The sequence below is a fragment of the Rhizobium sp. 05N49 genome (assembly GCF_056396805.1).
In genome coordinates this window covers 299,368-318,960 of sequence record NZ_JBFTME010000003.1, presented here as the reverse complement: position 1 = coordinate 318,960, position 19,593 = coordinate 299,368, and the positions used below count along the sequence as shown (strand labels likewise).

Genomic DNA, 19,593 nt, shown 5'->3' with positions numbered 1-19,593 from the left:
GGGGAACCCTTTTGGCCGGCGTAGCGTTTGCAAAACGGATAACAGGAGAGACACCATGGCAGGTATGCCGACCAAAGCCATTGGCGCCCAACGAACTTCCATGTCAGTAGCGGCGTCCAAGCGTGATACGAGGCTCGACGTCATTCGTGGTCTTGCACTCATAACGATCTTCATCAATCACGTTCCCGGGCAAATTTTCGAATATATTACGACCAAGAATTTTGGTTTTTCAGATGCCGCCGAAGCCTTCGTGCTGATCTCCGGCATCGCAGTCGGCCTTGCCTATGGTTCGCGCTTCAAGGCGGGTAAGCGCCTGGAGGTGGCGATCAAGGCGGCAAAGCGTGCGTTCACACTTTATCTTGCCCATATGATCACCACTTTCGTGACGCTCGCGCTCTTCATCTGCGGCGCCTGGCTGTTTCACCGGCCGGGCCTGTTGGTCGAGATCAACATTCTGGCGGTGCTCATGAACCTGAAGGAGGGCATTCCAGCGCTGCTCCTGCTCGGCCATCAGATCGGCTACAACAATATCCTGCCGATGTACGGTGCGCTTATGCTGATGGTGCCGCTGATCCTGCTTCTGAACGAGAAAAGCACGTTGCTGGCGCTTGCCGTTTCCGGAACGGTCTGGCTTCTTGCAGGTATCTATCAGATCGCGCCGCAGAACATGCTGTTCGAGGGAGACTGGTTCCTCAATCCCTTCTCCTGGCAGTTCCTTTTCACGATCGGCATCGTCTCGATGATGCATATAAAGCGCGGCGGCACGCTTCCCCACCATCCGCTGCTTTTCGCGTTGTCGCTGGGCTATGTCGTGCTCTCTTTCATCTGGGTGACGGCACGTCTCTGGGATCTCGGCAACTATCTGGCCGCGCTTGGCCTGCCTGCAGTGCTGACCGGTTTCGACAAGACATTTCTGTCGTTGCCACGTCTTCTGCACATACTGGCGCTGGCCTATCTGGTGATCAACATTCCAGCGGTGTCACAGGCTTTCCGTCGCCCGGCCGATCACCCGCTGACAATCCTCGGCCGCCACTCGCTGAACATCTTCGTCGCCGGCACCATCCTTGCAATGGTCGGCCAAGTGCTGCTCTACATCACCAATCGCGACCAGATCATCGGCCCGATCTTCGTGCTTGCCGGCATCGCAGCGCAGTTCGCCTATGCCTATTATCTTGAATACAAGCGCGAACAGGAAAAGGCCCGGCCACTCGCCGGCGGCGCCATCCCGGTGCCGGTCCACGTCAACCGCACCGTGGATACTTACGGCCACAACAAACGGAAATAGGCAAGGCTTCCTGGGGTCTGAATAAGCCGGCAGTCGAGAGGCTGCCGGTTCGATGCAGACGGCCACGGGCCTGCCGCGAGACGCGTGCAAGGCTACGATAGAAACCGTGATGACGATCCCTCGGCGATCACTATGAGATTTTGATTTTTTCGCTGTTCATCAGGAATGGAACGGCTACGAGCCTCGATCCATCTTTGCTCCCAAAGGCAATGCCAATGATAGGGAGCACGACGATGTACTTCGAACTCAAGGACGCCACCGCCGACATTCTCGCCAAGAGCCGTTGGCGCAACGAGCTCTGCGACCTTCCGCTTGACCTGATCTCCTCCGAACGTGAAGCTTACGACATTCAGGCGATTGCGCAGGATGCGCTGGGCTTTGAGCGCAAGGGCTATGCGCTTGTCGGCACCAGCGAGGAATCGCGCCGCGTCCTCGGCCTTGAGAGGCCGATCTACTCCGAGATTCCCGCTTCCGCTCTGCTTGCCGCTACCAAGGAATTCCGGCTTCCGACCGGCACAATCGGTGTCCAGTGCGAACTGGTTTTCAAGATGTTGCGGGCCTATCCGGAGGCCGGAGAACCGATCAATCTCGATACTGCTGCCGACGCCGTGCTCGACTGCCGGCCGGCCATCGGCATCCTCGGGCGGCGGACGCGGCGTGTCTTCGTGGGAGACAACGCCGCGATCGCCGATTTCGGCCTGCATGTCGCGACCATCTGTGGTGATCATACCGGAACGTTGTCGCCCGCTGACTTTGCTGCCATCGAGATTACGACTTTCCTATTCAAGCAGACGGTCTTTGCCGGGACAGCAGCTTCAGTCATGGGCAATCCGCTCAATGCGATTGCCTGGCTGGCAGATCGGCTCTCTGCAAACGGCAGGCAGCTTCAAGCCAACGATATTGTCGCCACGGGATCGTGCACCGCCATTCTCCAGGTCTGGCCCGGCCAGCATCTGGCCGCCGATTTCGGGCCACTTGGACAGGTCGAATGCATCTTCGGGTGACACTCACTTCAATCTGAAAGGACAGATCATGAGGCCGCAGCGAAAGCCATTCGTTGTCGAGATCAAGAAGACGAAACAGTTTGTCCGCAAGCCCGCTTCGACTGAGACTGGACGGGTAGATGCCGTGCTGCACGCGGGAACCAAGACGACCGCGAGCACGATCATCCGGGGCGGGGGCCGGTCCTGATGGTCAGCCGTAATGTCCCACACGAATATTTCCTGATAGACGCGGCCAAGACTGACGGCCCTGTGGTCGGCCATCTTCGCGGCAAACCGATTTCCGCTCTGGTTATAGACAGGAACGGCAGCCGCTACCGCTTCGTCGGCGTCGCTGCGAGAGACGGCAGCGGCAGACTGGATGTCCTGTCTCTCAAGCAGGGTGAATGGATCGTCGCGCCCGATCTTGTCTATGAAGAGGCAGCCTAGGTCAGCTCGGTACTGCGATCGGCGTCGCATATGACGAGTGGGCCTGACGTCAGTGTTTCACGTGGAATTCCAGCCAACAAAAAAGCCGGAAGAGCGATGCCCTTCCGGCTTTTTGTCATTCGCTTGCGAGCCGATCAGGCTGCTTCCGTCGCATGAGCCTTGCGGACTTCGTCGTCCGTCAGGATGCCACTGGCTCGGAGCAGAGCAGCGAAGCGGCCGTTCGAATGGCTAAGCTCATCGAAGCTGCCGTGCTCGACGATGCGGCCATTGTCGAGGAACAGCACCATATCCGCCTCGCGGACCGTCGAGAGACGGTGAGCGATGATGAAGGTGGTGCGGTTCTGGCGCAGGTTGTCGATTGCGGCCTTGACGCGCGCTTCCGTCTCGACGTCGAGAGCGGAAGTCGCCTCGTCCAGCACCAGGATCGGCGCATCCTTGAGGATGGCGCGGGCAATCGCAATACGCTGGCGCTCACCACCGGAGAGCTTGTTGCCGCGCTCGCCGACATGGGTTTCGTACTGTTCGTCGCGATTCTCGATGAAGTCGGCAGCGGCAGCGGCTTCTGCGGCACGGCGCATATCCTCTTCCGAAGCGTTCTCGCGGCCGAGGCGGATGTTGTCACTGATCGAGCGGTTCAGCAGGCCTGCGTCCTGGAAGACGGTAGCGATATAGCGGCGCAGCGACTTGCGCGTGACCTTGCTGATATCATGGCCGTCGACGAGGATCTGGCCGCCCTGCGGGTCGTAAACGCGCTGGAGCAGGTTGACGAGCGTCGTCTTGCCGGCGCCGGTCGGGCCGACGATCGCAACCGTCTGGCCGGCCTTCACCTTGAAGGAGACGTTGTGCAGGCCCTGCGAGCTGTTGGCGAAGCCGAAGGAAACGTCGCTGAACTCGACATCGCCCTTGACGTCCTTGATCTCACCGTTGCCGGCCGGTTCCTCGCGTTCACGAACGGAATCTTCCAGATTGTAGAAATCTTCCAGCTTCGAACGGGCTTCGAAGATCTGCGTGGCGAACTGGCGCATCAGGTCAAGGCGGGCGATCAGCAGGTTGGCAAAGCCGATGAAGGCAATGACGTCGCCGACACGCAGTTCGCCGTTCTGAACAAGCACGGTGCCAATGACGAGCACGATCATCATGGCGATCGTGGAGGCCATGCGGTTCAGCGCGCTCGCAAGCGCCCACCAGTCGAGCACCGGATACTGCGCCTGCAGCAGGCGGTCGGCAAAGGACTTCAATGCACGCGTTTCAGCATCGATGCGGTTATAGCTATGCAGCACCGATACGTTACTGATGGAATCGCTGACGTGGCCGAAGACGGTATGATAGTGGTTTTCGACCGAAGCCTGGCCGTCCTTGGTGCGGCTCATGACCACGCGGCCGATGATCCAATAGGCGATACCGAGTACGATCAGGACTGCGGAGAGGCGCAGATCCATGGACATTGCAGTCGGGATGAGCAGGCCAAGCGCAATGACCGTCGAAAGATGGTTGCGCATGAATTCCAGCCACAGGCCGAACAGGGTTTCACAAGCGCGCAGCAGCGTATGCAGCGCGTTGGATGTGCCCCGCTGGTGGTGCCAGGAAAGCGGCATGGAGATGATGCGACCGAAAGCCTCCGTCAGAAGCGTTGCGCGGCGGCCATGGGCCAGCCTGTCGGCTTCACGCGCCACGAGAACGAAAGCTATGGTGTTGAAGACGGCAAATGCCGCCCACATCATCAGGATCGGCTTGACTTCACCCTTGCCGGAAATCGCGTCGATGATACGACCGAACAGGATCGGCTCGGCGATGGTGATGGCCGCCAATACGATATTCGCGATAACGACGAGGGATACGCGGAGCTTGTAGGCGCCAAGATAGCGCAGAGCCCTTGCATAGACCTTGAATAACGACACGTCGGGACCTCTTTTGCATCTGCGAAAAACGGGATGGTGCGATGCTACAGAAATCTACCTGAACCGACGATTAACAGGATATTCAGGTTTGGGATCCGGCTTCGAAATTTGCCTTCTGGCGCAGTCGCCAGTGCGATAACTGGCCATAGTTTCGAAATTGTTGCTTAGGCTTAGATCGTAACAATTTGCGCTTGCATTACCTGGAGCGTCTAGCGCACCATCCAGTTTGTGAACTGTAATTTTTTGTAAAGACCGTTCAGTGGCGGGTTATCAAGGCCTGCTCCGGCGGCCTCATTGGTCCGGGCAAGGGGCATTTTGTGCAAATTCATTCTTTAATTCAATTGCTTGTCACTCTAGAGGAACATTCCGACAGCGAACGTGCTGTCGATGAACTCGACAAGGTGATCCGCGCGAGCGGATTCGATTTCTATGGGCTGCTTCGCCATCCCAAGCAGGGAGACAACCCATGGAGTGTGACTATGGCCAGTCGATGGCCGGACAGGTGGTCACACGTTTATGCGGTAAAAAAATATGTGCTCGTCGATCCGACCGTGCGGTATCTTGCTCGCGCGCAACGGCCCTTCCGCTGGCGTGACAGCATGGCTGCCTTTCGTGATGATCCGCATCAGCGCCGCATGGAGCAGATGATGGTCGACGCCTTCGGCCATGGTCTGGAAGACGGCTATGTGTTCCCGATCTACGGACGAAACGGCATCCTCGGCAGCCTCAGCCTCGCTGGCAAGCCCGTGGAGTTCTCACCAGCGGAAATCTCCCTTTTCGAGGCGATTGCCCGCAAGGCCTTCTGGCGGCTGCTCGATCTGCAGGGAGAGGCCGCAGCACTGGAAACGGTGCCGATAACCGATACGCAGCTGACCCGGCGCGAAATGGAAATCCTGCATTATCTCGCCGAAGGCATGACCTCGATGGAAATCAGCAAACATCTGAAGATCTCCAACCATACGGTCGACTGGTACATGAATGGCCTGCAGGATAAGCTCAGGGCCAAGAACCGGCAGCAGGCCGTGGCACTTGCTTTCCGATATGGTCTGATTACCTGAGATCTGGAGAAATTCTATTTCCTCGAGATGAGGGAAATTGAACTTTCTGTAACAGCACGTTAAGAATTCTCTTCGCGGGTGCAGCATTGCCCGTTTTTTCGTGCTTTGAGGAGAGTACATTGCCCATATCGAAGATCCTTGTCGCCAACCGTTCCGAAATCGCCATCCGCGTCTTCCGCGCGGCCAATGAGCTCGGAATAAAAACGGTCGCGATATGGGCTGAGGAAGACAAGCTAGCGCTGCACCGCTTCAAGGCCGACGAGAGCTATCAAGTCGGCCGCGGCCCGCATCTTTCCCGCGATCTCGGACCGATCGAAAGCTACCTTTCGATCGACGAAGTGATCCGTGTTGCCAAGCTTTCCGGCGCTGATGCCATTCATCCCGGCTACGGCCTGCTTTCGGAAAGCCCCGAATTCGTCGATGCCTGCAACGCTGCGGGCATTACCTTCATCGGTCCGAGGGCCGATACGATGCGTCAGCTCGGCAATAAGGTGGCGGCACGCAACCTTGCCATTTCCGTCGGCGTTCCCGTTGTTCCGGCGACCGAGCCGCTGCCGGACGACATGGCGGAAGTTGCCAAGATGGCCGGTGTGATCGGCTATCCCGTGATGCTGAAGGCATCCTGGGGCGGCGGTGGCCGTGGCATGCGCGTCATCCGCTCCGAAGCCGATCTGGCCCGCGAGGTAACGGAAGCCAAGCGCGAGGCGATGGCCGCATTCGGCAAGGATGAGGTCTATCTCGAAAAGCTCGTCGAGCGCGCTCGTCACGTCGAGAGCCAGATCCTCGGCGACACACATAACAATGTCGTGCATCTCTTCGAGCGCGACTGCTCCATCCAGCGCCGCAACCAGAAAGTCGTCGAACGCGCCCCTGCGCCATATCTTTCGGAAGCGCAGCGTCAGGAGCTTGCTGCTTATTCATTGAAGATCGCGCAGGCGACCAACTACGTCGGCGCCGGCACCGTGGAATACCTGATGGATGCCGATACCGGCAAATTCTACTTCATCGAGGTCAATCCGCGCATCCAGGTCGAGCACACAGTCACCGAAGTCGTCACCGGCATCGATATCGTCAAGGCGCAGATTCATATCCTCGACGGCTTTGCGATCGGCACTGAGGAATCCGGCGTGCCGAAGCAGGCGGATATCCGGCTCAACGGCCACGCGCTGCAGTGCCGTATCACGACGGAAGACCCGGAGCACAATTTCATTCCGGATTACGGCCGCATCACCGCCTATCGCTCGGCATCGGGCTTCGGTATCCGTCTCGATGGCGGCACCTCCTATACGGGCGCGATCATCACGCGTTACTACGATCCGCTGCTGGTGAAGGTGACGGCCTGGGCGCCGAATCCGCTGGAAGCCATTTCGCGCATGGACCGCGCACTGCGTGAATTCCGTATCCGTGGCGTTGCTACCAACCTGACCTTTCTCGAAGCGATCATTACGCATCCGAAGTTCAGGGATAACAGCTATACGACCCGCTTCATCGACTCGACGCCCGAACTTTTCCAGCAGGTCAAGCGTCAGGACCGCGCCACCAAGCTTCTCACCTATCTCGCCGATGTCACCGTCAACGGCCACCCGGAAGCAAAGGACCGCCCGCGCCCGTCGGAGGGCGCTGCCAATCCGATCGTGCCCTATATTGATGGCGGCAAGATCCCCGATGGCACGAAGCAGCTTCTCGACCAGCTTGGCCCGAAGAAATTCGGCGAGTGGATGCGCGAGCAAAAGCAGGTGCTGCTGACGGATACGACAATGCGCGACGGCCACCAGTCGCTGCTCGCCACCCGCATGCGCACCTATGACATTGCCAAGATTGCCGGCACCTATGCGCATGCGCTGCCGAACTTGCTATCGCTGGAATGCTGGGGTGGCGCCACCTTCGACGTCTCGATGCGTTTCCTGACCGAGGATCCGTGGGAGCGCCTGGGGCTGATCCGCGAGGCGGCACCGAACCTGCTTCTGCAGATGTTGCTGCGTGGCGCAAACGGCGTCGGCTACAAGAACTATCCCGACAATGTCGTCAAATACTTCGTCCGTCAGGCCGCCAAGGGCGGCATCGATCTCTTCCGCGTCTTCGACTGCCTGAACTGGGTGGAGAACATGCGCGTGTCGATGGATGCGGTGGCTGAGGAGAACAAGCTCTGTGAGGCAGCGATCTGCTATACCGGCGATATCCTCAATTCGGCCCGCACGAAATATGACCTGAAATATTATACGGACCTTGCCGTCGAGCTCGAAAAGGCCGGCGCACATATCATCGCGCTGAAGGACATGGCAGGTCTTCTGAAGCCGGCCGCGGCCAAGGTGCTGTTCAAGGCGCTGCGCGAAGCGACCAGCCTGCCGATCCATTTCCACACGCATGATACGTCAGGCATTGCCGCGGCCACTGTTCTGGCAGCCGTGGATGCCGGCGTCGATGCTGTCGATGCGGCGATGGATGCGCTTTCAGGCAATACCTCGCAGCCCTGCCTCGGCYCTATCGTCGAAGCGCTGCGCGGTTCCGAGCGGGATCCGGGCCTCGATCCGGAATGGATCCGCCGCATCTCCTTCTACTGGGAAGCAGTTCGCAACCAGTATGCAGCCTTCGAGAGCGATCTGAAGGGCCCAGCATCGGAAGTCTACCTGCACGAAATGCCGGGCGGTCAGTTCACCAACCTCAAGGAACAGGCTCGTTCGCTGGGGCTCGAAACCCGCTGGCACCAGGTCGCCCAGGCTTATGCCGATGCCAACCAGATGTTCGGCGATATCGTCAAGGTAACGCCATCCTCCAAGGTCGTTGGCGACATGGCGCTGATGATGGTGAGCCAGGACCTGACGGTCGCCGATGTGGTCAGCGCCGAGAAGGAAGTTTCCTTCCCGGAATCGGTCGTCTCCATGCTGAAGGGCGATCTTGGCCAGCCGCCGTCAGGATGGCCGGAAGCGCTGCAGAAGAAGGCTCTGAAGGGTGAACAGCCCTATACGGTGCGCCCCGGATCGCTGCTTGATGATGCCGATCTCGATGCGGAGCGCAAGACTATCGAGACCAAGCTGGAACGCGAAGTCAGCGACTTCGAGTTCGCCTCCTATCTCATGTATCCGAAGGTGTTCACCGATTTCGCGCTGGCTTCGGACACTTATGGCCCCGTGTCGGTTCTGCCGACGCCTGCCTACTTCTACGGTCTCGCCGATGGCGAAGAGTTGTTTGCCGATATCGAGAAGGGCAAGACGCTCGTCATCGTCAATCAGGCAATGAGCGGCACCGACAGCCAGGGCATGGTCACCGTCTTCTTCGAGCTCAATGGCCAGCCGCGCCGCATCAAGGTGCCGGATCGGGCCCATGGTGCTTCGGGCGCTGCTGCCCGCCGCAAGGCGGAGCCGGGCAATGCTACCCATGTGGGTGCGCCGATGCCAGGCGTCATATCACGCGCCTTCGTTGTACCGGGCCAGGTCGTCAGTGCCGGTGACGTACTCGTCTCCATCGAGGCGATGAAGATGGAAACGGCACTGCATGCGGAGAAGGACGGGACCGTTTCGGAAGTCCTCGTCAAGGCCGGCGACCAGATCGATGCCAAGGATCTGCTCGTCGTCTACGCGGGATGAGCTCGGAACGGGCGACCGTTTCCGCGATCACCCGAAAGTGTGCGATCAGCCGATCAAAAAGCTGATTTTTCGATAAGTTAGCAGCCTTCTCGCCTTGTCGGGCGGGGAGGCTTTCTCATAGACTTCGGCTCCCCTCACCGCCCCCAAGACCAATCAGGATCATTTCATGAGCAAGTTGAAGATTGCCGTCATCGTCGGCAGCACGCGTATTGGCCGTTTTGCCGAGCATCCGGCCAATTGGATCGCCGAGCTCGTCGGCCAGCGTTCCGATCTCGAAGTCGAAGTTCTCGATCTTCTCGACTACCCCATGCATTTCTTCGGCGAAGAGCGCGCAACTACGGCGGAAAGCGAAACCGCCGAGCGTTGGAAGAAGAAGCTGCGCGAATTCGAGGGCTTCATCTTCACGGTCGCCGAATATAACCATGCTCCGACGGCCGTTCTGAAGAACGCGATCGATCTCGGCGAATTCATCCAGAAGCCGGTCGGCTTCGTCGGTTACGGCGGCGTCGGCGGCGCACGCGCCGTCGAGCAGCTTCGCCTGGTCTTCGTCGAAATGAGTGCAGCTTCCGTCAGGACGGGGGTTCACATCGCGTTCAGCGAATATCTTGCCGTTCTGAAGGAAGGCAAGAGCCTCGGCGATTACGCGCATCTGAATGAAGCCGCCAAGAACCTGCTCGATCAGCTGACCTGGTGGGGCAATGCGCTGAAGGCAGCGCGTGCCGTCGTTACGTCCGCCTGATCGGAATTCCGTATGCCGGGATGCTCACATCCCGGCATTGGCTCAGATATCGTAGGTATGAGCGGCGTTGATGGTGGAGATGAAGCGCTTGGTGCGTTCCTTCTCCGGTGTATTGAAGATCGCCCTGGCGCTGCCGGTTTCGACCACACTACCGGCCTCGAGAAAAACCACGTCATTGGCGATCTTGGAGGCGAGGCGAAGATCATGGGTCGCCATGACCATGGTCGTGCCCTCGCGGGCAAGCTGGCCCAGCACGTCTACTACTTCGGCCGAAAGTTCCGGATCGAGCGCGGATGTCGGCTCGTCACAGAGCAGGACACGCGGTGACGGCGCAAGCGCGCGGGCGATTGCCACGCGCTGCTGCTGGCCGCCGGAGAGTGTCGAGGGCCAGGCGTCGGTCTTGTGCGCCATGCCGACCTTGGTCATCAGCTCCATGGCGCGTTCGCGCGCCCTTTCCTTTGGCCATTTCAGGACCGTGACCAGACCTTCCATGACGTTTTCGATCGCCGTCTGATGCGGAAACAGCTGAAAGTTCTGGAACACCATGCCGGTCTGGCGACGGATCTTCTGGATCGCCTGCCAGCCGACACGCTTGCCGGGCGTGAAAGAGAGCGTTTCTTCGCCGAGGCGGATGGTGCCGACGGTGGGGATCTCCAGGAGATTGATGCAGCGGAGCAGGGTGCTCTTGCCGCCGCCGGAGGGGCCGACGAGGGCGGTGACGCTGCCTTCAGGGATGCGGATACTGATATCCTTCAGGATGACCGCGTCGCCGAAGCGCTTTTCGATATTGGAAAGCTCGATCATGCATTTGCCTCCAGCATCCCACCATAACGCGCGAAGCGGCGCTCCAGCCGCTGCTGCAGCGCCGAGAGTACGGAGCTCAAGGCGAGATAGATCAGCGCCGCTTCAATATAGAGGATCAGCGGTTCGTAGGTGGTCGCGACGATGCGCTGGGCGGCCTGGAAAAGCTCCGGCACGGTAATGGCGGCAGCGAGCGAGGTGTCCTTCACCAGCGAGATGAAGGTATTCGAGAGCGGCGGCACTGCGACACGGGCGGCCTGCGGCAGGATGGTGCGGCTCATGGCCTGGCGCCAGCTCATGCCGATCGAATAGGCTGCTTCCCATTGACCCTTCGGCACGGAAGAGATGACGGCACGGATGATTTCGGAGCTGTAGGCGCCGATATTCAGCGTGAAGCCGATGAGTGCTGCCGGAAAGGCGTCAAGCAGGATGCCGATGCTCGGCAGGCCGTAAAAGATCACGAAGAGCTGGACGAGCAGCGGCGTGCCACGGATGACCCAGACATAGAAGCGGGCAATGGCTGCAACGGGTCCAGGGCCGAACAGGCGGGCAATCGCAGTGATCAGGCCCAGGATCAGCCCAAAGGCGAAGGAAAGCAGAGTGAGGGGAATGGTGAAGATCAGCCCAGCCCAAAGGAGCGAGGGAAGCGATTCCGCCATCAGTTGGAGCCAGTGCGGCAAGGGCGTATCCTCAAGAAAAGATGCGTCCGGCGAGGGTTCGCCGGACGCTTTTCATGCAGCTATAAAGGATATGGCGGCGGCGGGAAACCGCCTGTGTCGCGACTTACTTGGAAACGTCCTGACCGAAATACTTGTCAGCGATCTTCTTGTAGGTGCCGTCGGCCTTGATGTCGGCGAGCGCCTTGTTGATCGCTTCGACCAATTCCGGTTCGCCCTTGCGGATGATGATGCCGGAGTAATCGGCATTTTCCTGCTGAGCGACGATCTTTACGGGAGCGTCCGGCTTGTGCTTCTTGAAGTCGAGGAAGGAGAGGCTGTCGTTGATCGTTGCGTCGGCGCGCTTTGTCAGCACGAGCTGGATCGACTGGTCGAAACCGTCGGTGCCGACAAGTTCTGCGCCGGCTTCGGTCGCCAGCTTGCCGAAGTTGCTGGTCAGCGACTGGGCGGACTTCTTTCCCTTGAGATCGGCAAAGGACTTGATGCTGTCGTCGCCGTCGCGGACGATCAGAACGGCCTTGGAGGCGATGTAAGGCTCGGAGAAGTCGTATTTCTGCTTGCGCGCATCGGTGATGCCGACCTGGTTGATGACCGTGTCGTAGCGGTTGGCGTCGAGGCCGGCGATCAGACCGTCCCACTTGCCCTCGACGAACTGGGCTTTAACGCCGAGCTTGGCAGCGACCGCTTCGCCGATCTCCACGTCGAAGCCAACCAGCTTGCCGCTTTCGTCATGATAAGTGAACGGGGCGTAGGTGCCTTCCGTCCCGATCTTGAAGACACCGGCAGACTTGATGGCGCTGAGGTTTTCACCTGCATGGGCGGGAATAAGGGCTGCGGCCTGAATAAGGGCTGCTGCGGCGACGGTTTTCAACCAGTTCATTGTTCTTTCCATCCTTGGGAAAAGCTGTTCGGATGGCGATACATCGCAGAAAATTGCGGCGACGGAAGCGTAGAAAACTGCAAATAAAAGCGGCAACTGCGAATATTTTTCTCAAGCAGTCGTTCTGGTCCCGAATTCCGCAGAAACCGGTCTCAGGCCGCGACGCGGCGGCGCAGTTTTTCGCTGACGATAATGATGAAACCCGCGCCAAGGATCATGATCGCTCCGACGATAACGTTGTGCGTCGGAATGTCGGCCCAGATCAGATAGCCAAGGATGAAGGCCCAGACGAGCGATGTATATTCGAATGGTGCAAGCACCGAGACCGGTGCCTGACGCATGCCTTCAAAGAGGGCGAATTGGGCACAGCCGGCCACGACACCGGTGCCGACGAGCAAGCCGAGTTGCGTCAAGGTTGGTGTCTGCCAGGTGTAGACGACAGCGGTGCCTGTCATAATGAGAAAGAAAACATTGGAGACCACAAGCTGGATGATTGTCTTTTCATGCAGCGAGGTCTTGCGCAGCAGCACCATGGCGGAGGCCCAGAGTACGGCTGCCTGCAGCGCCAGATAGACGGACCAGGAGATCGTGAGGCCGGCGGGATTGCACGCAATGAGAACGCCCACGAAGCCGATGCCAACGGCGAGCCAACGCGCGGGTGTCACCTCTTCTCTCAGGATGAACCAGGCAAGTACGGTGCCGACGACGGGAGCGGCGTAATAAAGTGTGGTGACTTCAGCGAGCTGCAGATGGCTTGCGGCGGTATAATAGGAAAGCCACGCGCAAAGCAGCAGAATGCTTCGGGCGATCATCGGCTTGATGATCGGTGACGTAATTGTCTTATGGACAAGCTGCCCGCGGCCATAGGCGAGGCAGCCGACGAGAATGGTTAGGCTGCGGAAAAACAGGATCTGCCAGACGGGAATGCTCGCCGTCAAAACCTTGACGATCGCATCATGGAAAGTGAACGCCATGTAGGCTGATGTCGTGAGCACAATGCCCAGGCTGATGGAGTTTTTCACGGAGAAGTACCAGAGGCGGGTAACGCCGGCGGGAATCGAGGATGCCCGATCGATAATCCCGCCCTCGGAGGCGGTCAATATGCGAGATTTCGCCTGTCGGCGGCACTTTGTTTCAGAGCGTCAGAAAATGTGTGGCTGTGCATGTTGCATGCATGATTATCAGTGTTTATGCATGATTTCAGATTCTGAGAAATTGATCCGGTATGAACATGCAAGATTTCCTGTTGCGGGAACGCCAGACTGTGATTTCCGAGCGGCTCAAGACGCATGGTCGGGTGCTGGCCGCAGAATTGGCGCTCGAATTCGGCGTCTCGGAGGATACGGTGCGGCGCGACCTTCGCGAGATGGCTGCAGCAGGGCTCTGCGAGAGGGTATATGGCGGAGCCTTGCCGATTTCGCCGGCGCACGGAAGCCTGACCCAGCGCATGCGCTTTGCCACTGAGCGAAAGCAGGCACTGGCGCGTGCTGCTGCGGAGGAAATCGTCGCAGGGACGACGGTGTTCTTTGATGCGGGCAGCACCAATCTGGCGATTGCCAACGCTTTGCCGACTGATCTTGCGCTGACGGCGGCAACCAATGCCCCGGCGATTGCTGCCGCGTTGATCGAGAAGCCCGGTGTCAATGTCATCCTGATCGGTGGTCTGGTGGATCGCCAAACCGGCGGTTCGCTTGGCGCCAAAGCATTGCGGGACATGGAGCAGCTGGCACCCGATCTCTGCATCCTGGGCGCCTGCGGCGTCGATATCGAGGCGGGATTAACGACATTCGGCTTCGAGGATGCGGAGTTCAAGAGATTCGCCACCTCTAGAAGCAAGCGGGTCATGGTCGCTGCGACATCGGAAAAATTCGGCACGGCTGCACCACACAGCGTCCTGCCGGTCGCTCATTGCGAATGCCTCATCGTCGAGCACGATGCGGATGCCACCATGCTTCGGGAATACCGTGCACGCGGGTGCCGGACGATCATTGCGGACAAGACTGCCTGAGGCCGTTCCGCCTGTTATGGGGATCGGGCACGCATGCCCGATCAAGAGGAAAGACAAGGAAATGGATAGTAGCGTGGGTGCAGTGCCGAGGGCACGGAGCGGCTTCATCACCAAGAGCAGAGCGGCGGTCTCGCTGCTCTTTCTCATGAATGGTTTCGTCGTCGGCTGCTGGGCGCCAAAGATTCCCGACTTTGCCGAGCGGCTGGGACTGACCAAGTTCGAGCTTGGGCTGATGATCCTCGTCTTCGGTATAGGCTCGCTGGTCATGATGCCGATCGCCGGTGCGCAGATCGCCAAACATGGTTCGCGCGTTGTCGTGCGGGTGCTGGCCCTCTGCGTGCTGCCGCTGCTTCTGGCGCTGACGCTTGCACCGAACGTCATAACCGGGGCGATCTCGCTCTTCCTTTTCGGCGGTTTCATCGGGGCAATGGACGTGGCGATGAATGCCAATGCCGTGGCAGTGGAAAAATCCATGCGCCGCGCTATCATGTCGTCCTGCCACGCTTTCTGGAGCCTCGGCGGCTTGATCGGGTCCGGCCTCGGCGGCCTGGTGATTTCCAAACTCGGTATTCTTGGTCACGCGGAACTGGCAACCGTGCTTGCCGCGATCTTCGTTGCTATCGCATGGCCGATGATCCTGGCCGACCCGCCGCATCCCGAAGACAAGAAGGAAAAGACGCGGTTGCCGATGGTGCCGCTCCCTTGGCTGCTCGGTCTGATGGCCTTGTTCTGCATGGTACCGGAAGGCGCGGTGCTCGACTGGGGTGCGCTTTATCTCCGGCAGGAAATGGACGCATCGGTCGCGCTGTCCGGCCTCGGCTTTGCGGCCTTCTCGGCGACCATGGCGATCATGCGCTTTGCCGGCGACCTGGTCCGCGATCGTCTCGGTGGTGTGAAGACGCTGCGTATCTGCACGCTGTTCGCGATTGCCGGTATGCTGCTTGCAAGCCTTGCGCCTGACGCCGAGATCGCCATCCTCGGCTTCGCACTCTGCGGCATCGGTATTTCCAACATGGTGCCGATCGCCTTTTCGGCAGCGGGCAACATCCCCGGCTTGAAGCCTGGCATTGGTATCTCCGTCGTCACGACCATGGGCTATTCCGGCATGCTGGTGGCGCCCTCGGTAATCGGCTTCGTCGCCGAGCATGTGGGTTTTGCTGCCGTCTTTATGGCGCTGCCGGTGCTGCTGCTCGTGGTTCTCGCATTCTCCAAACTTGCGCATTATGCCGACGGTGTCTCGGGTGGCGGCCACTGAGCCGCCTCCAAACAAAAGTGATATACGGGGCGGTTGACAAGCTCGCGGGCTTGATCCACCTGAAAGGCTCTGTTTTCCGCGTGTAGAGCTCTTCATGTCTGCTTTCGATTTCGATCCGAAACCGCGCCGCGCCTCCGTTGCTGTCGAGGTCGGCGGCGTCATTGTCGGCGGTGGCGCGCCGGTCGTCGTGCAATCCATGACGAACACCGATACGGCTGACGTGGATTCTACCGTCGCCCAGGTGGCCGCACTTCATCGTGCAGGTTCGGAGCTCGTCCGCATCACCGTCGATCGCGACGAAAGTGCTGCCGCCGTGCCGAAGATCCGCGAGCGCCTCTTGCGCCTCGGCATGGATGTGCCGCTGATTGGCGACTTCCACTATATCGGCCACAAGCTGCTTGCCGATCATCCGGCCTGTGCCGAAGCACTGGCGAAGTACCGCATCAATCCTGGTAATGTCGGCTTCAAGGACAAGAAGGACAAGCAGTTCGCCGAAATCATCGAGATGGCGATCCGCTATAACAAACCAGTGCGCATCGGCGTCAATTGGGGTTCGCTGGACCAGGAACTGCTGACGCAGCTGATGGACAAGAACCAGGCCGAGGGTTCGCCGCTTTCTGCCCGGCAGGTGACGCATGAGGCGATCGTGCAATCGGCGCTACTGTCGGCACAGCTTGCCGAAGAGATCGGCCTGCCGCGCAATCGTATCATCCTGTCGGCCAAGGTCAGCCAGGTTCAGGACCTGATTGCCGTCAATTCCATGCTCGCCGAACGCTCAAACCATGCGCTGCATCTCGGCCTGACCGAAGCGGGCATGGGCACCAAGGGCATTGTCGCATCCTCGGCCGCCATGGGCTATGTGCTGCAGAATGGCATCGGCGATACGATCCGCATTTCGCTGACGCCGGAGCCGAATGGCGACCGCACCCGCGAGGTTCAGGTGGCGCAGGAACTGCTTCAGGTCATGGGCTTCCGTCAGTTCGTGCCCGTCGTTGCGGCCTGTCCCGGTTGCGGGCGTACGACCTCGACGGTGTTCCAGGAGCTCGCACAGAACATCCAGAACGACATCCGCAAAAACATGCCGATCTGGCGTGAGAAATATCCGGGCGTGGAAGCGCTCAATGTCGCGGTCATGGGCTGCATCGTCAACGGACCGGGTGAAAGCAAGCACGCTGATATCGGTATCTCGCTCCCCGGCACCGGAGAGACGCCGGCTGCCCCCGTCTTCATCGACGGCAAGAAGGCCCTGACGCTGCGCGGCCCGAATATTGCTTCGGATTTCGAAGCCCTCGTCATCGACTATATCGAGAAGCGCTTCGGCCAGAAGACAGCAGCGGAATAATCACTCCGCCTTTCATCAGCCTCAGCTCTTGCGCTCGGCTATGAAGTGGGCCGCCGTAATCAATAATGCGGCGTGCTCGCCATAGGGGGCGAGCAGTTCTTCCGCGTCCTCGACATGCCGGCGCAGCTGTTTTTCTGCCCATTCCATGCCGTGAAGCGCCACGAGCGTTCCCTTGCCGCGCGCCGCATCCTTGCCAGTCGCTTTGCCCATGGTCATGGAATCGGAAGTCAGATCGAGAATATCGTCGGCAAGCTGGAAGGCGAGGCCGATTTTCTCACCGAAGCGGCGTAGGCGCTGACGGTTCTCTGCAGATGCTCCGGCGATGATGGCGCCGGCCTCGCAGGCAAAGCGGATCAGCGCCCCTGTCTTCATCGCCTGCAGGCGGACGATGCCTGCTTCGTCCGGCGCCTGCTTTTCTGCGGCAAGATCGAGCGCTTGGCCGCCGGCCATTCCGCCGAGACCGGCCGCGCGGGCAATTGCCAGCACGAGTTCCGTCTTGCTGCGGTCCGGTAGATCGGTTTCCGGTGCGGCGATGATGTCGAAGGCGTAGGTCAATAGACTGTCGCCGGCCAGAATGGCAGTCGCTTCGTCGAATTTGATGTGTACGGTCGGCTTGCCGCGGCGCAGATTGTCATCATCCATGGCCGGCAGGTCATCGTGAACAAGCGAATAGCAATGGATGCACTCAAGGGCCGCACCGACGCGCAGCGCCGCCTGCCTGTTGCCGCCGAGAAGCGTGGCGCTTTCGACGACAAGAAAAGGACGCAGTCGCTTGCCTCCGTTGAGCACTGCATAGTGCATGGCATTCCGCAGCAGGTCCGGGCGGGCAATCTCATGAGGTAACACGGCGGGAGAGAGCAGGAGATCGAGCAGCGCCTCGATCTCGGCGGCGCTGTTTTTCAACCGTGTCTCGAATGTTTCCCGTTTGGCGTCCATGCGCGCTCTTTGGCACGGCGGAATGGCTGCTGGCAACGGAATTGTCGATCACTGAGCCAAGATTTCCGCTGCACTCTGGCAATGCGGGTTTTCAGGCGGTATGACAGCGAAGAGGGCGAAAACGGACTGGGACATTGGATATAGCGCCGCAGACAGAGGAGAGCGTCGAGGCGCCGGTTCGCCGGCGCTGGCTTGGAGACCGCCAGGTGCTGAAACGCGTTGTTCTTACCGTTCTGGCGGTGCTGCTTTTGCCCTATGTGCTGATTTTTATCTATCTGCTGCCCTTCATCCATCCCGTTTCGACGCTGATGCTGCGTGATCTGGTGCTTCTGCGCGGTTACGACCGGCAGTGGGTGTCGATCGACGACGTTGCGCCCGTTCTCGTGCAGTCGGTGATGATGTCGGAAGACGGGCAGTATTGCTTCCACGGCGGTGTCGACTGGGACGAGATGCGCATGCTGGTCGAAGACACGCTGAAGGGCCAGGAGACGCGCGGCGGCAGCACGATCCCCATGCAGACTGCGAAGAACTTGTTCCTCTGGAACAGCCGCTCCTTCATCCGCAAGGGATTGGAATTGCCGCTGGCTGTCGGTTCCGACTTCGTCTGGTCGAAGCGACGGCTGATGGAGATCTATCTCAATATCGCCGAATGGGGGCCGGGCATCTACGGCATCGAGGCGGCGGCACAGTATCACTTCAAGGTGCCTGCCTCGAAGCTGACACGCCGGCAGGCATCGCTGCTTGCGGTTTCGCTGCCGAACCCGATCGACCGCAACGCCGGAAAACCCGGGCGAGGGCTGCGCAGGCTCGCGGCGATCATCGAGCGGCGGGCGCAGGGTTCGGGCGATTACATCAAGTGCATCTATGAATGATATCAGAACTTGTCGTTGGAAGCGGCAAGCGTCATCTGACATTCTTGGTTCTGCCATATGGGCGATGCATCAGCAACCAAAGCCCCGAGTCGCCCATGAGATCTACGACGCTTTCGCCCGAGCTTCTCCACTATTCGAAGACGCACAATCCCGCTCCGCCAGTGCATCTCGGCTCCCGCTACCACAAACTCGGGGGCTTCCTGCCGGAGCAGGGCAACACGATTGTCTGCCATCCCCCGAGGAGCTCACAAACGCTGCAGGTGCTCATCGAAGCGCGTGAGAAATATCTGGCGATGCCGGAGGCCGCGCAATTCATCTTCACGCCGATTACCAGTCTCCATATGACGCTTTTCGAAGGCGTGATCGAGACCGGCCGCAAGAAGAACCACTGGCCCGATGACATTCCACACGATGCGCCGATCGATGACATGACGGAGCTCATGGCGGCGCGGCTCGAAGGCTTCACGATGTTCGATCCCTTCAAGGTGGCAATCGTCGAAGCTCGTCCGTCCGGCCTGCTTCTCGAGGGGGCGACAGAGGGTGACCGCAAGGTGATGCGCGCCTGGCGCGACGCATTCGCAAATCTCCTGGGTTATCGTCAGCCCAACCATGAGAACTATAAGTTCCATATGACTTTTGCCTACCCGATCGAGCGGCTGGAAGACGAGGCGCTGCCGCGCTGGCAGGCGATGCTTGACGAGGTGACAGATCATATCCGCACCAGGGCGCCTGTGCTGGAGCTCAATCCGCCCGCCTTCTGTGTGTTCGAGGATATGAACCACTTCCACGAAGTGCTGATTTTCGATTTCGAATCCTGACAGGAAAACA

The 19,593-nt window shown here is 59.5% G+C and carries 17 protein-coding genes; 11 read left to right on the top strand and 6 right to left on the bottom strand.

Features of this window, described 5'->3' with window-relative positions:
* Positions 1-55 precede the first annotated feature (55 nt).
* From AC1DF8_RS08815 to AC1DF8_RS08805, 3 genes are all read left to right on the top strand, one after another.
* On the top strand, positions 56-1,285 hold the full coding sequence (locus tag AC1DF8_RS08815) for an OpgC family protein (RefSeq protein ID WP_478152975.1): 1,230 nt from the start codon (positions 56-58) through the stop codon (positions 1,283-1,285).
* A gap of 233 nt (positions 1,286-1,518) precedes the next feature.
* A complete protein-coding gene (locus AC1DF8_RS08810; protein ID WP_478152973.1) occupies positions 1,519-2,289 on the top strand; it encodes a 2-keto-4-pentenoate hydratase in 771 nt (256 codons plus the stop codon).
* 186 nt (positions 2,290-2,475) lie between these two features.
* Positions 2,476-2,715, top strand: a complete 240-nt coding sequence (locus AC1DF8_RS08805; protein WP_113204291.1) for a hypothetical protein — start codon at positions 2,476-2,478, stop codon at positions 2,713-2,715.
* A 134-nt stretch (positions 2,716-2,849) separates the two neighbouring features.
* On the opposite strand, the gene AC1DF8_RS08800 is transcribed toward AC1DF8_RS08805, so the two are convergent.
* Positions 2,850-4,613 (bottom strand): glucan ABC transporter ATP-binding protein/ permease, encoded by a 1,764-nt coding sequence (locus tag AC1DF8_RS08800; protein ID WP_478152971.1) that lies wholly within the window; start codon positions 4,611-4,613, stop codon positions 2,850-2,852.
* 317 nt (positions 4,614-4,930) lie between these two features.
* Between AC1DF8_RS08800 and AC1DF8_RS08795 the strand changes: the two genes are divergently transcribed.
* From AC1DF8_RS08795 to AC1DF8_RS08785, 3 genes are all read left to right on the top strand, one after another.
* Positions 4,931-5,671 carry a LuxR family transcriptional regulator gene (locus AC1DF8_RS08795; RefSeq protein WP_112544853.1) on the top strand — a complete coding sequence of 247 codons (741 nt, stop codon included), beginning with the start codon at positions 4,931-4,933 and terminating at the stop codon, positions 5,669-5,671.
* A gap of 119 nt (positions 5,672-5,790) precedes the next feature.
* Complete coding sequence (pyc, locus tag AC1DF8_RS08790; protein ID WP_478152969.1) at positions 5,791-9,255, top strand: pyruvate carboxylase; 3,465 nt, start codon at positions 5,791-5,793, stop codon at positions 9,253-9,255.
* 166 nt (positions 9,256-9,421) lie between these two features.
* Positions 9,422-9,994, top strand: coding sequence for an NADPH-dependent FMN reductase (locus tag AC1DF8_RS08785; RefSeq protein ID WP_477995764.1), 573 nt, complete (start codon positions 9,422-9,424; stop codon positions 9,992-9,994).
* A 42-nt stretch (positions 9,995-10,036) separates the two neighbouring features.
* Here the strand turns inward: AC1DF8_RS08785 and AC1DF8_RS08780 are convergent, their stop codons facing one another.
* The 4 genes from AC1DF8_RS08780 to AC1DF8_RS08765 all read right to left on the bottom strand — a co-directional run bounded on the left by AC1DF8_RS08780 (position 10,037) and on the right by AC1DF8_RS08765 (position 13,452).
* The gene (locus AC1DF8_RS08780; RefSeq protein WP_112970739.1) at positions 10,037-10,798 is read right to left on the bottom strand and encodes an amino acid ABC transporter ATP-binding protein; all 762 of its coding nucleotides are present in this window, start codon (positions 10,796-10,798) and stop codon (positions 10,037-10,039) included.
* Entirely contained in the window at positions 10,795-11,475 is a 681-nt protein-coding gene (locus tag AC1DF8_RS08775; RefSeq protein WP_112970740.1) for an amino acid ABC transporter permease, read from the bottom strand. The genes AC1DF8_RS08780 and AC1DF8_RS08775 overlap by 4 nt, the downstream gene beginning before the upstream one ends.
* 103 nt (positions 11,476-11,578) lie before the next feature.
* Positions 11,579-12,352, bottom strand: coding sequence for an amino acid ABC transporter substrate-binding protein (locus AC1DF8_RS08770; protein ID WP_112970741.1), 774 nt, complete (start codon positions 12,350-12,352; stop codon positions 11,579-11,581).
* Positions 12,353-12,504: 152 nt separating this feature from the next.
* The gene (locus AC1DF8_RS08765) at positions 12,505-13,452 is read right to left on the bottom strand and encodes a DMT family transporter (RefSeq protein WP_477995762.1); all 948 of its coding nucleotides are present in this window, start codon (positions 13,450-13,452) and stop codon (positions 12,505-12,507) included.
* 131 nt (positions 13,453-13,583) lie between these two features.
* Between AC1DF8_RS08765 and AC1DF8_RS08760 the strand changes: the two genes are divergently transcribed.
* The 3 genes from AC1DF8_RS08760 to ispG all read left to right on the top strand — a co-directional run bounded on the left by AC1DF8_RS08760 (position 13,584) and on the right by ispG (position 16,957).
* Positions 13,584-14,360 carry a DeoR/GlpR family DNA-binding transcription regulator gene (locus tag AC1DF8_RS08760; RefSeq protein WP_478153154.1) on the top strand — a complete coding sequence of 259 codons (777 nt, stop codon included), beginning with the start codon at positions 13,584-13,586 and terminating at the stop codon, positions 14,358-14,360.
* 61 nt (positions 14,361-14,421) lie between these two features.
* Positions 14,422-15,615, top strand: a complete 1,194-nt coding sequence (locus AC1DF8_RS08755) for an MFS transporter (protein WP_477995760.1) — start codon at positions 14,422-14,424, stop codon at positions 15,613-15,615.
* Positions 15,616-15,709: 94 nt separating this feature from the next.
* Complete coding sequence (ispG, locus tag AC1DF8_RS08750; protein WP_029869171.1) at positions 15,710-16,957, top strand: flavodoxin-dependent (E)-4-hydroxy-3-methylbut-2-enyl-diphosphate synthase; 1,248 nt, start codon at positions 15,710-15,712, stop codon at positions 16,955-16,957.
* A 21-nt stretch (positions 16,958-16,978) separates the two neighbouring features.
* Here the strand turns inward: ispG and AC1DF8_RS08745 are convergent, their stop codons facing one another.
* The gene (locus AC1DF8_RS08745; RefSeq protein ID WP_477995758.1) at positions 16,979-17,893 is read right to left on the bottom strand and encodes a polyprenyl synthetase family protein; all 915 of its coding nucleotides are present in this window, start codon (positions 17,891-17,893) and stop codon (positions 16,979-16,981) included.
* A gap of 134 nt (positions 17,894-18,027) precedes the next feature.
* Here AC1DF8_RS08745 and mtgA point away from each other — a divergent pair, with 134 nt between their 5' ends.
* Complete coding sequence (gene mtgA, locus AC1DF8_RS08740; protein ID WP_113144953.1) at positions 18,028-18,765, top strand: monofunctional biosynthetic peptidoglycan transglycosylase; 738 nt, start codon at positions 18,028-18,030, stop codon at positions 18,763-18,765.
* Between the two features lie 95 nt (positions 18,766-18,860).
* The gene (locus AC1DF8_RS08735) at positions 18,861-19,583 is read left to right on the top strand and encodes a DUF1868 domain-containing protein (protein WP_477995756.1); all 723 of its coding nucleotides are present in this window, start codon (positions 18,861-18,863) and stop codon (positions 19,581-19,583) included.
* Positions 19,584-19,593: the final 10 nt, after the last annotated feature.

Coding starts and splice junctions, on each gene's coding strand:
- AC1DF8_RS08815 (WP_478152975.1), top strand. CDS start 56: ATGGCAGGTATGCCGACCAAAGCCATTGGCGCCCAACGAACTTCCATG.
- AC1DF8_RS08810 (WP_478152973.1), top strand. CDS start 1,519: ATGTACTTCGAACTCAAGGACGCCACCGCCGACATTCTCGCCAAGAGC.
- AC1DF8_RS08805 (WP_113204291.1), top strand. CDS start 2,476: ATGGTCAGCCGTAATGTCCCACACGAATATTTCCTGATAGACGCGGCC.
- AC1DF8_RS08785 (WP_477995764.1), top strand. CDS start 9,422: ATGAGCAAGTTGAAGATTGCCGTCATCGTCGGCAGCACGCGTATTGGC.
- AC1DF8_RS08780 (WP_112970739.1), bottom strand. CDS start 10,798: ATGATCGAGCTTTCCAATATCGAAAAGCGCTTCGGCGACGCGGTCATC.
- AC1DF8_RS08770 (WP_112970741.1), bottom strand. CDS start 12,352: ATGAACTGGTTGAAAACCGTCGCCGCAGCAGCCCTTATTCAGGCCGCA.
- AC1DF8_RS08760 (WP_478153154.1), top strand. CDS start 13,584: ATGCAAGATTTCCTGTTGCGGGAACGCCAGACTGTGATTTCCGAGCGG.
- AC1DF8_RS08755 (WP_477995760.1), top strand. CDS start 14,422: ATGGATAGTAGCGTGGGTGCAGTGCCGAGGGCACGGAGCGGCTTCATC.
- ispG (WP_029869171.1), top strand. CDS start 15,710: ATGTCTGCTTTCGATTTCGATCCGAAACCGCGCCGCGCCTCCGTTGCT.
- AC1DF8_RS08745 (WP_477995758.1), bottom strand. CDS start 17,893: ATGGACGCCAAACGGGAAACATTCGAGACACGGTTGAAAAACAGCGCC.
- AC1DF8_RS08735 (WP_477995756.1), top strand. CDS start 18,861: ATGAGATCTACGACGCTTTCGCCCGAGCTTCTCCACTATTCGAAGACG.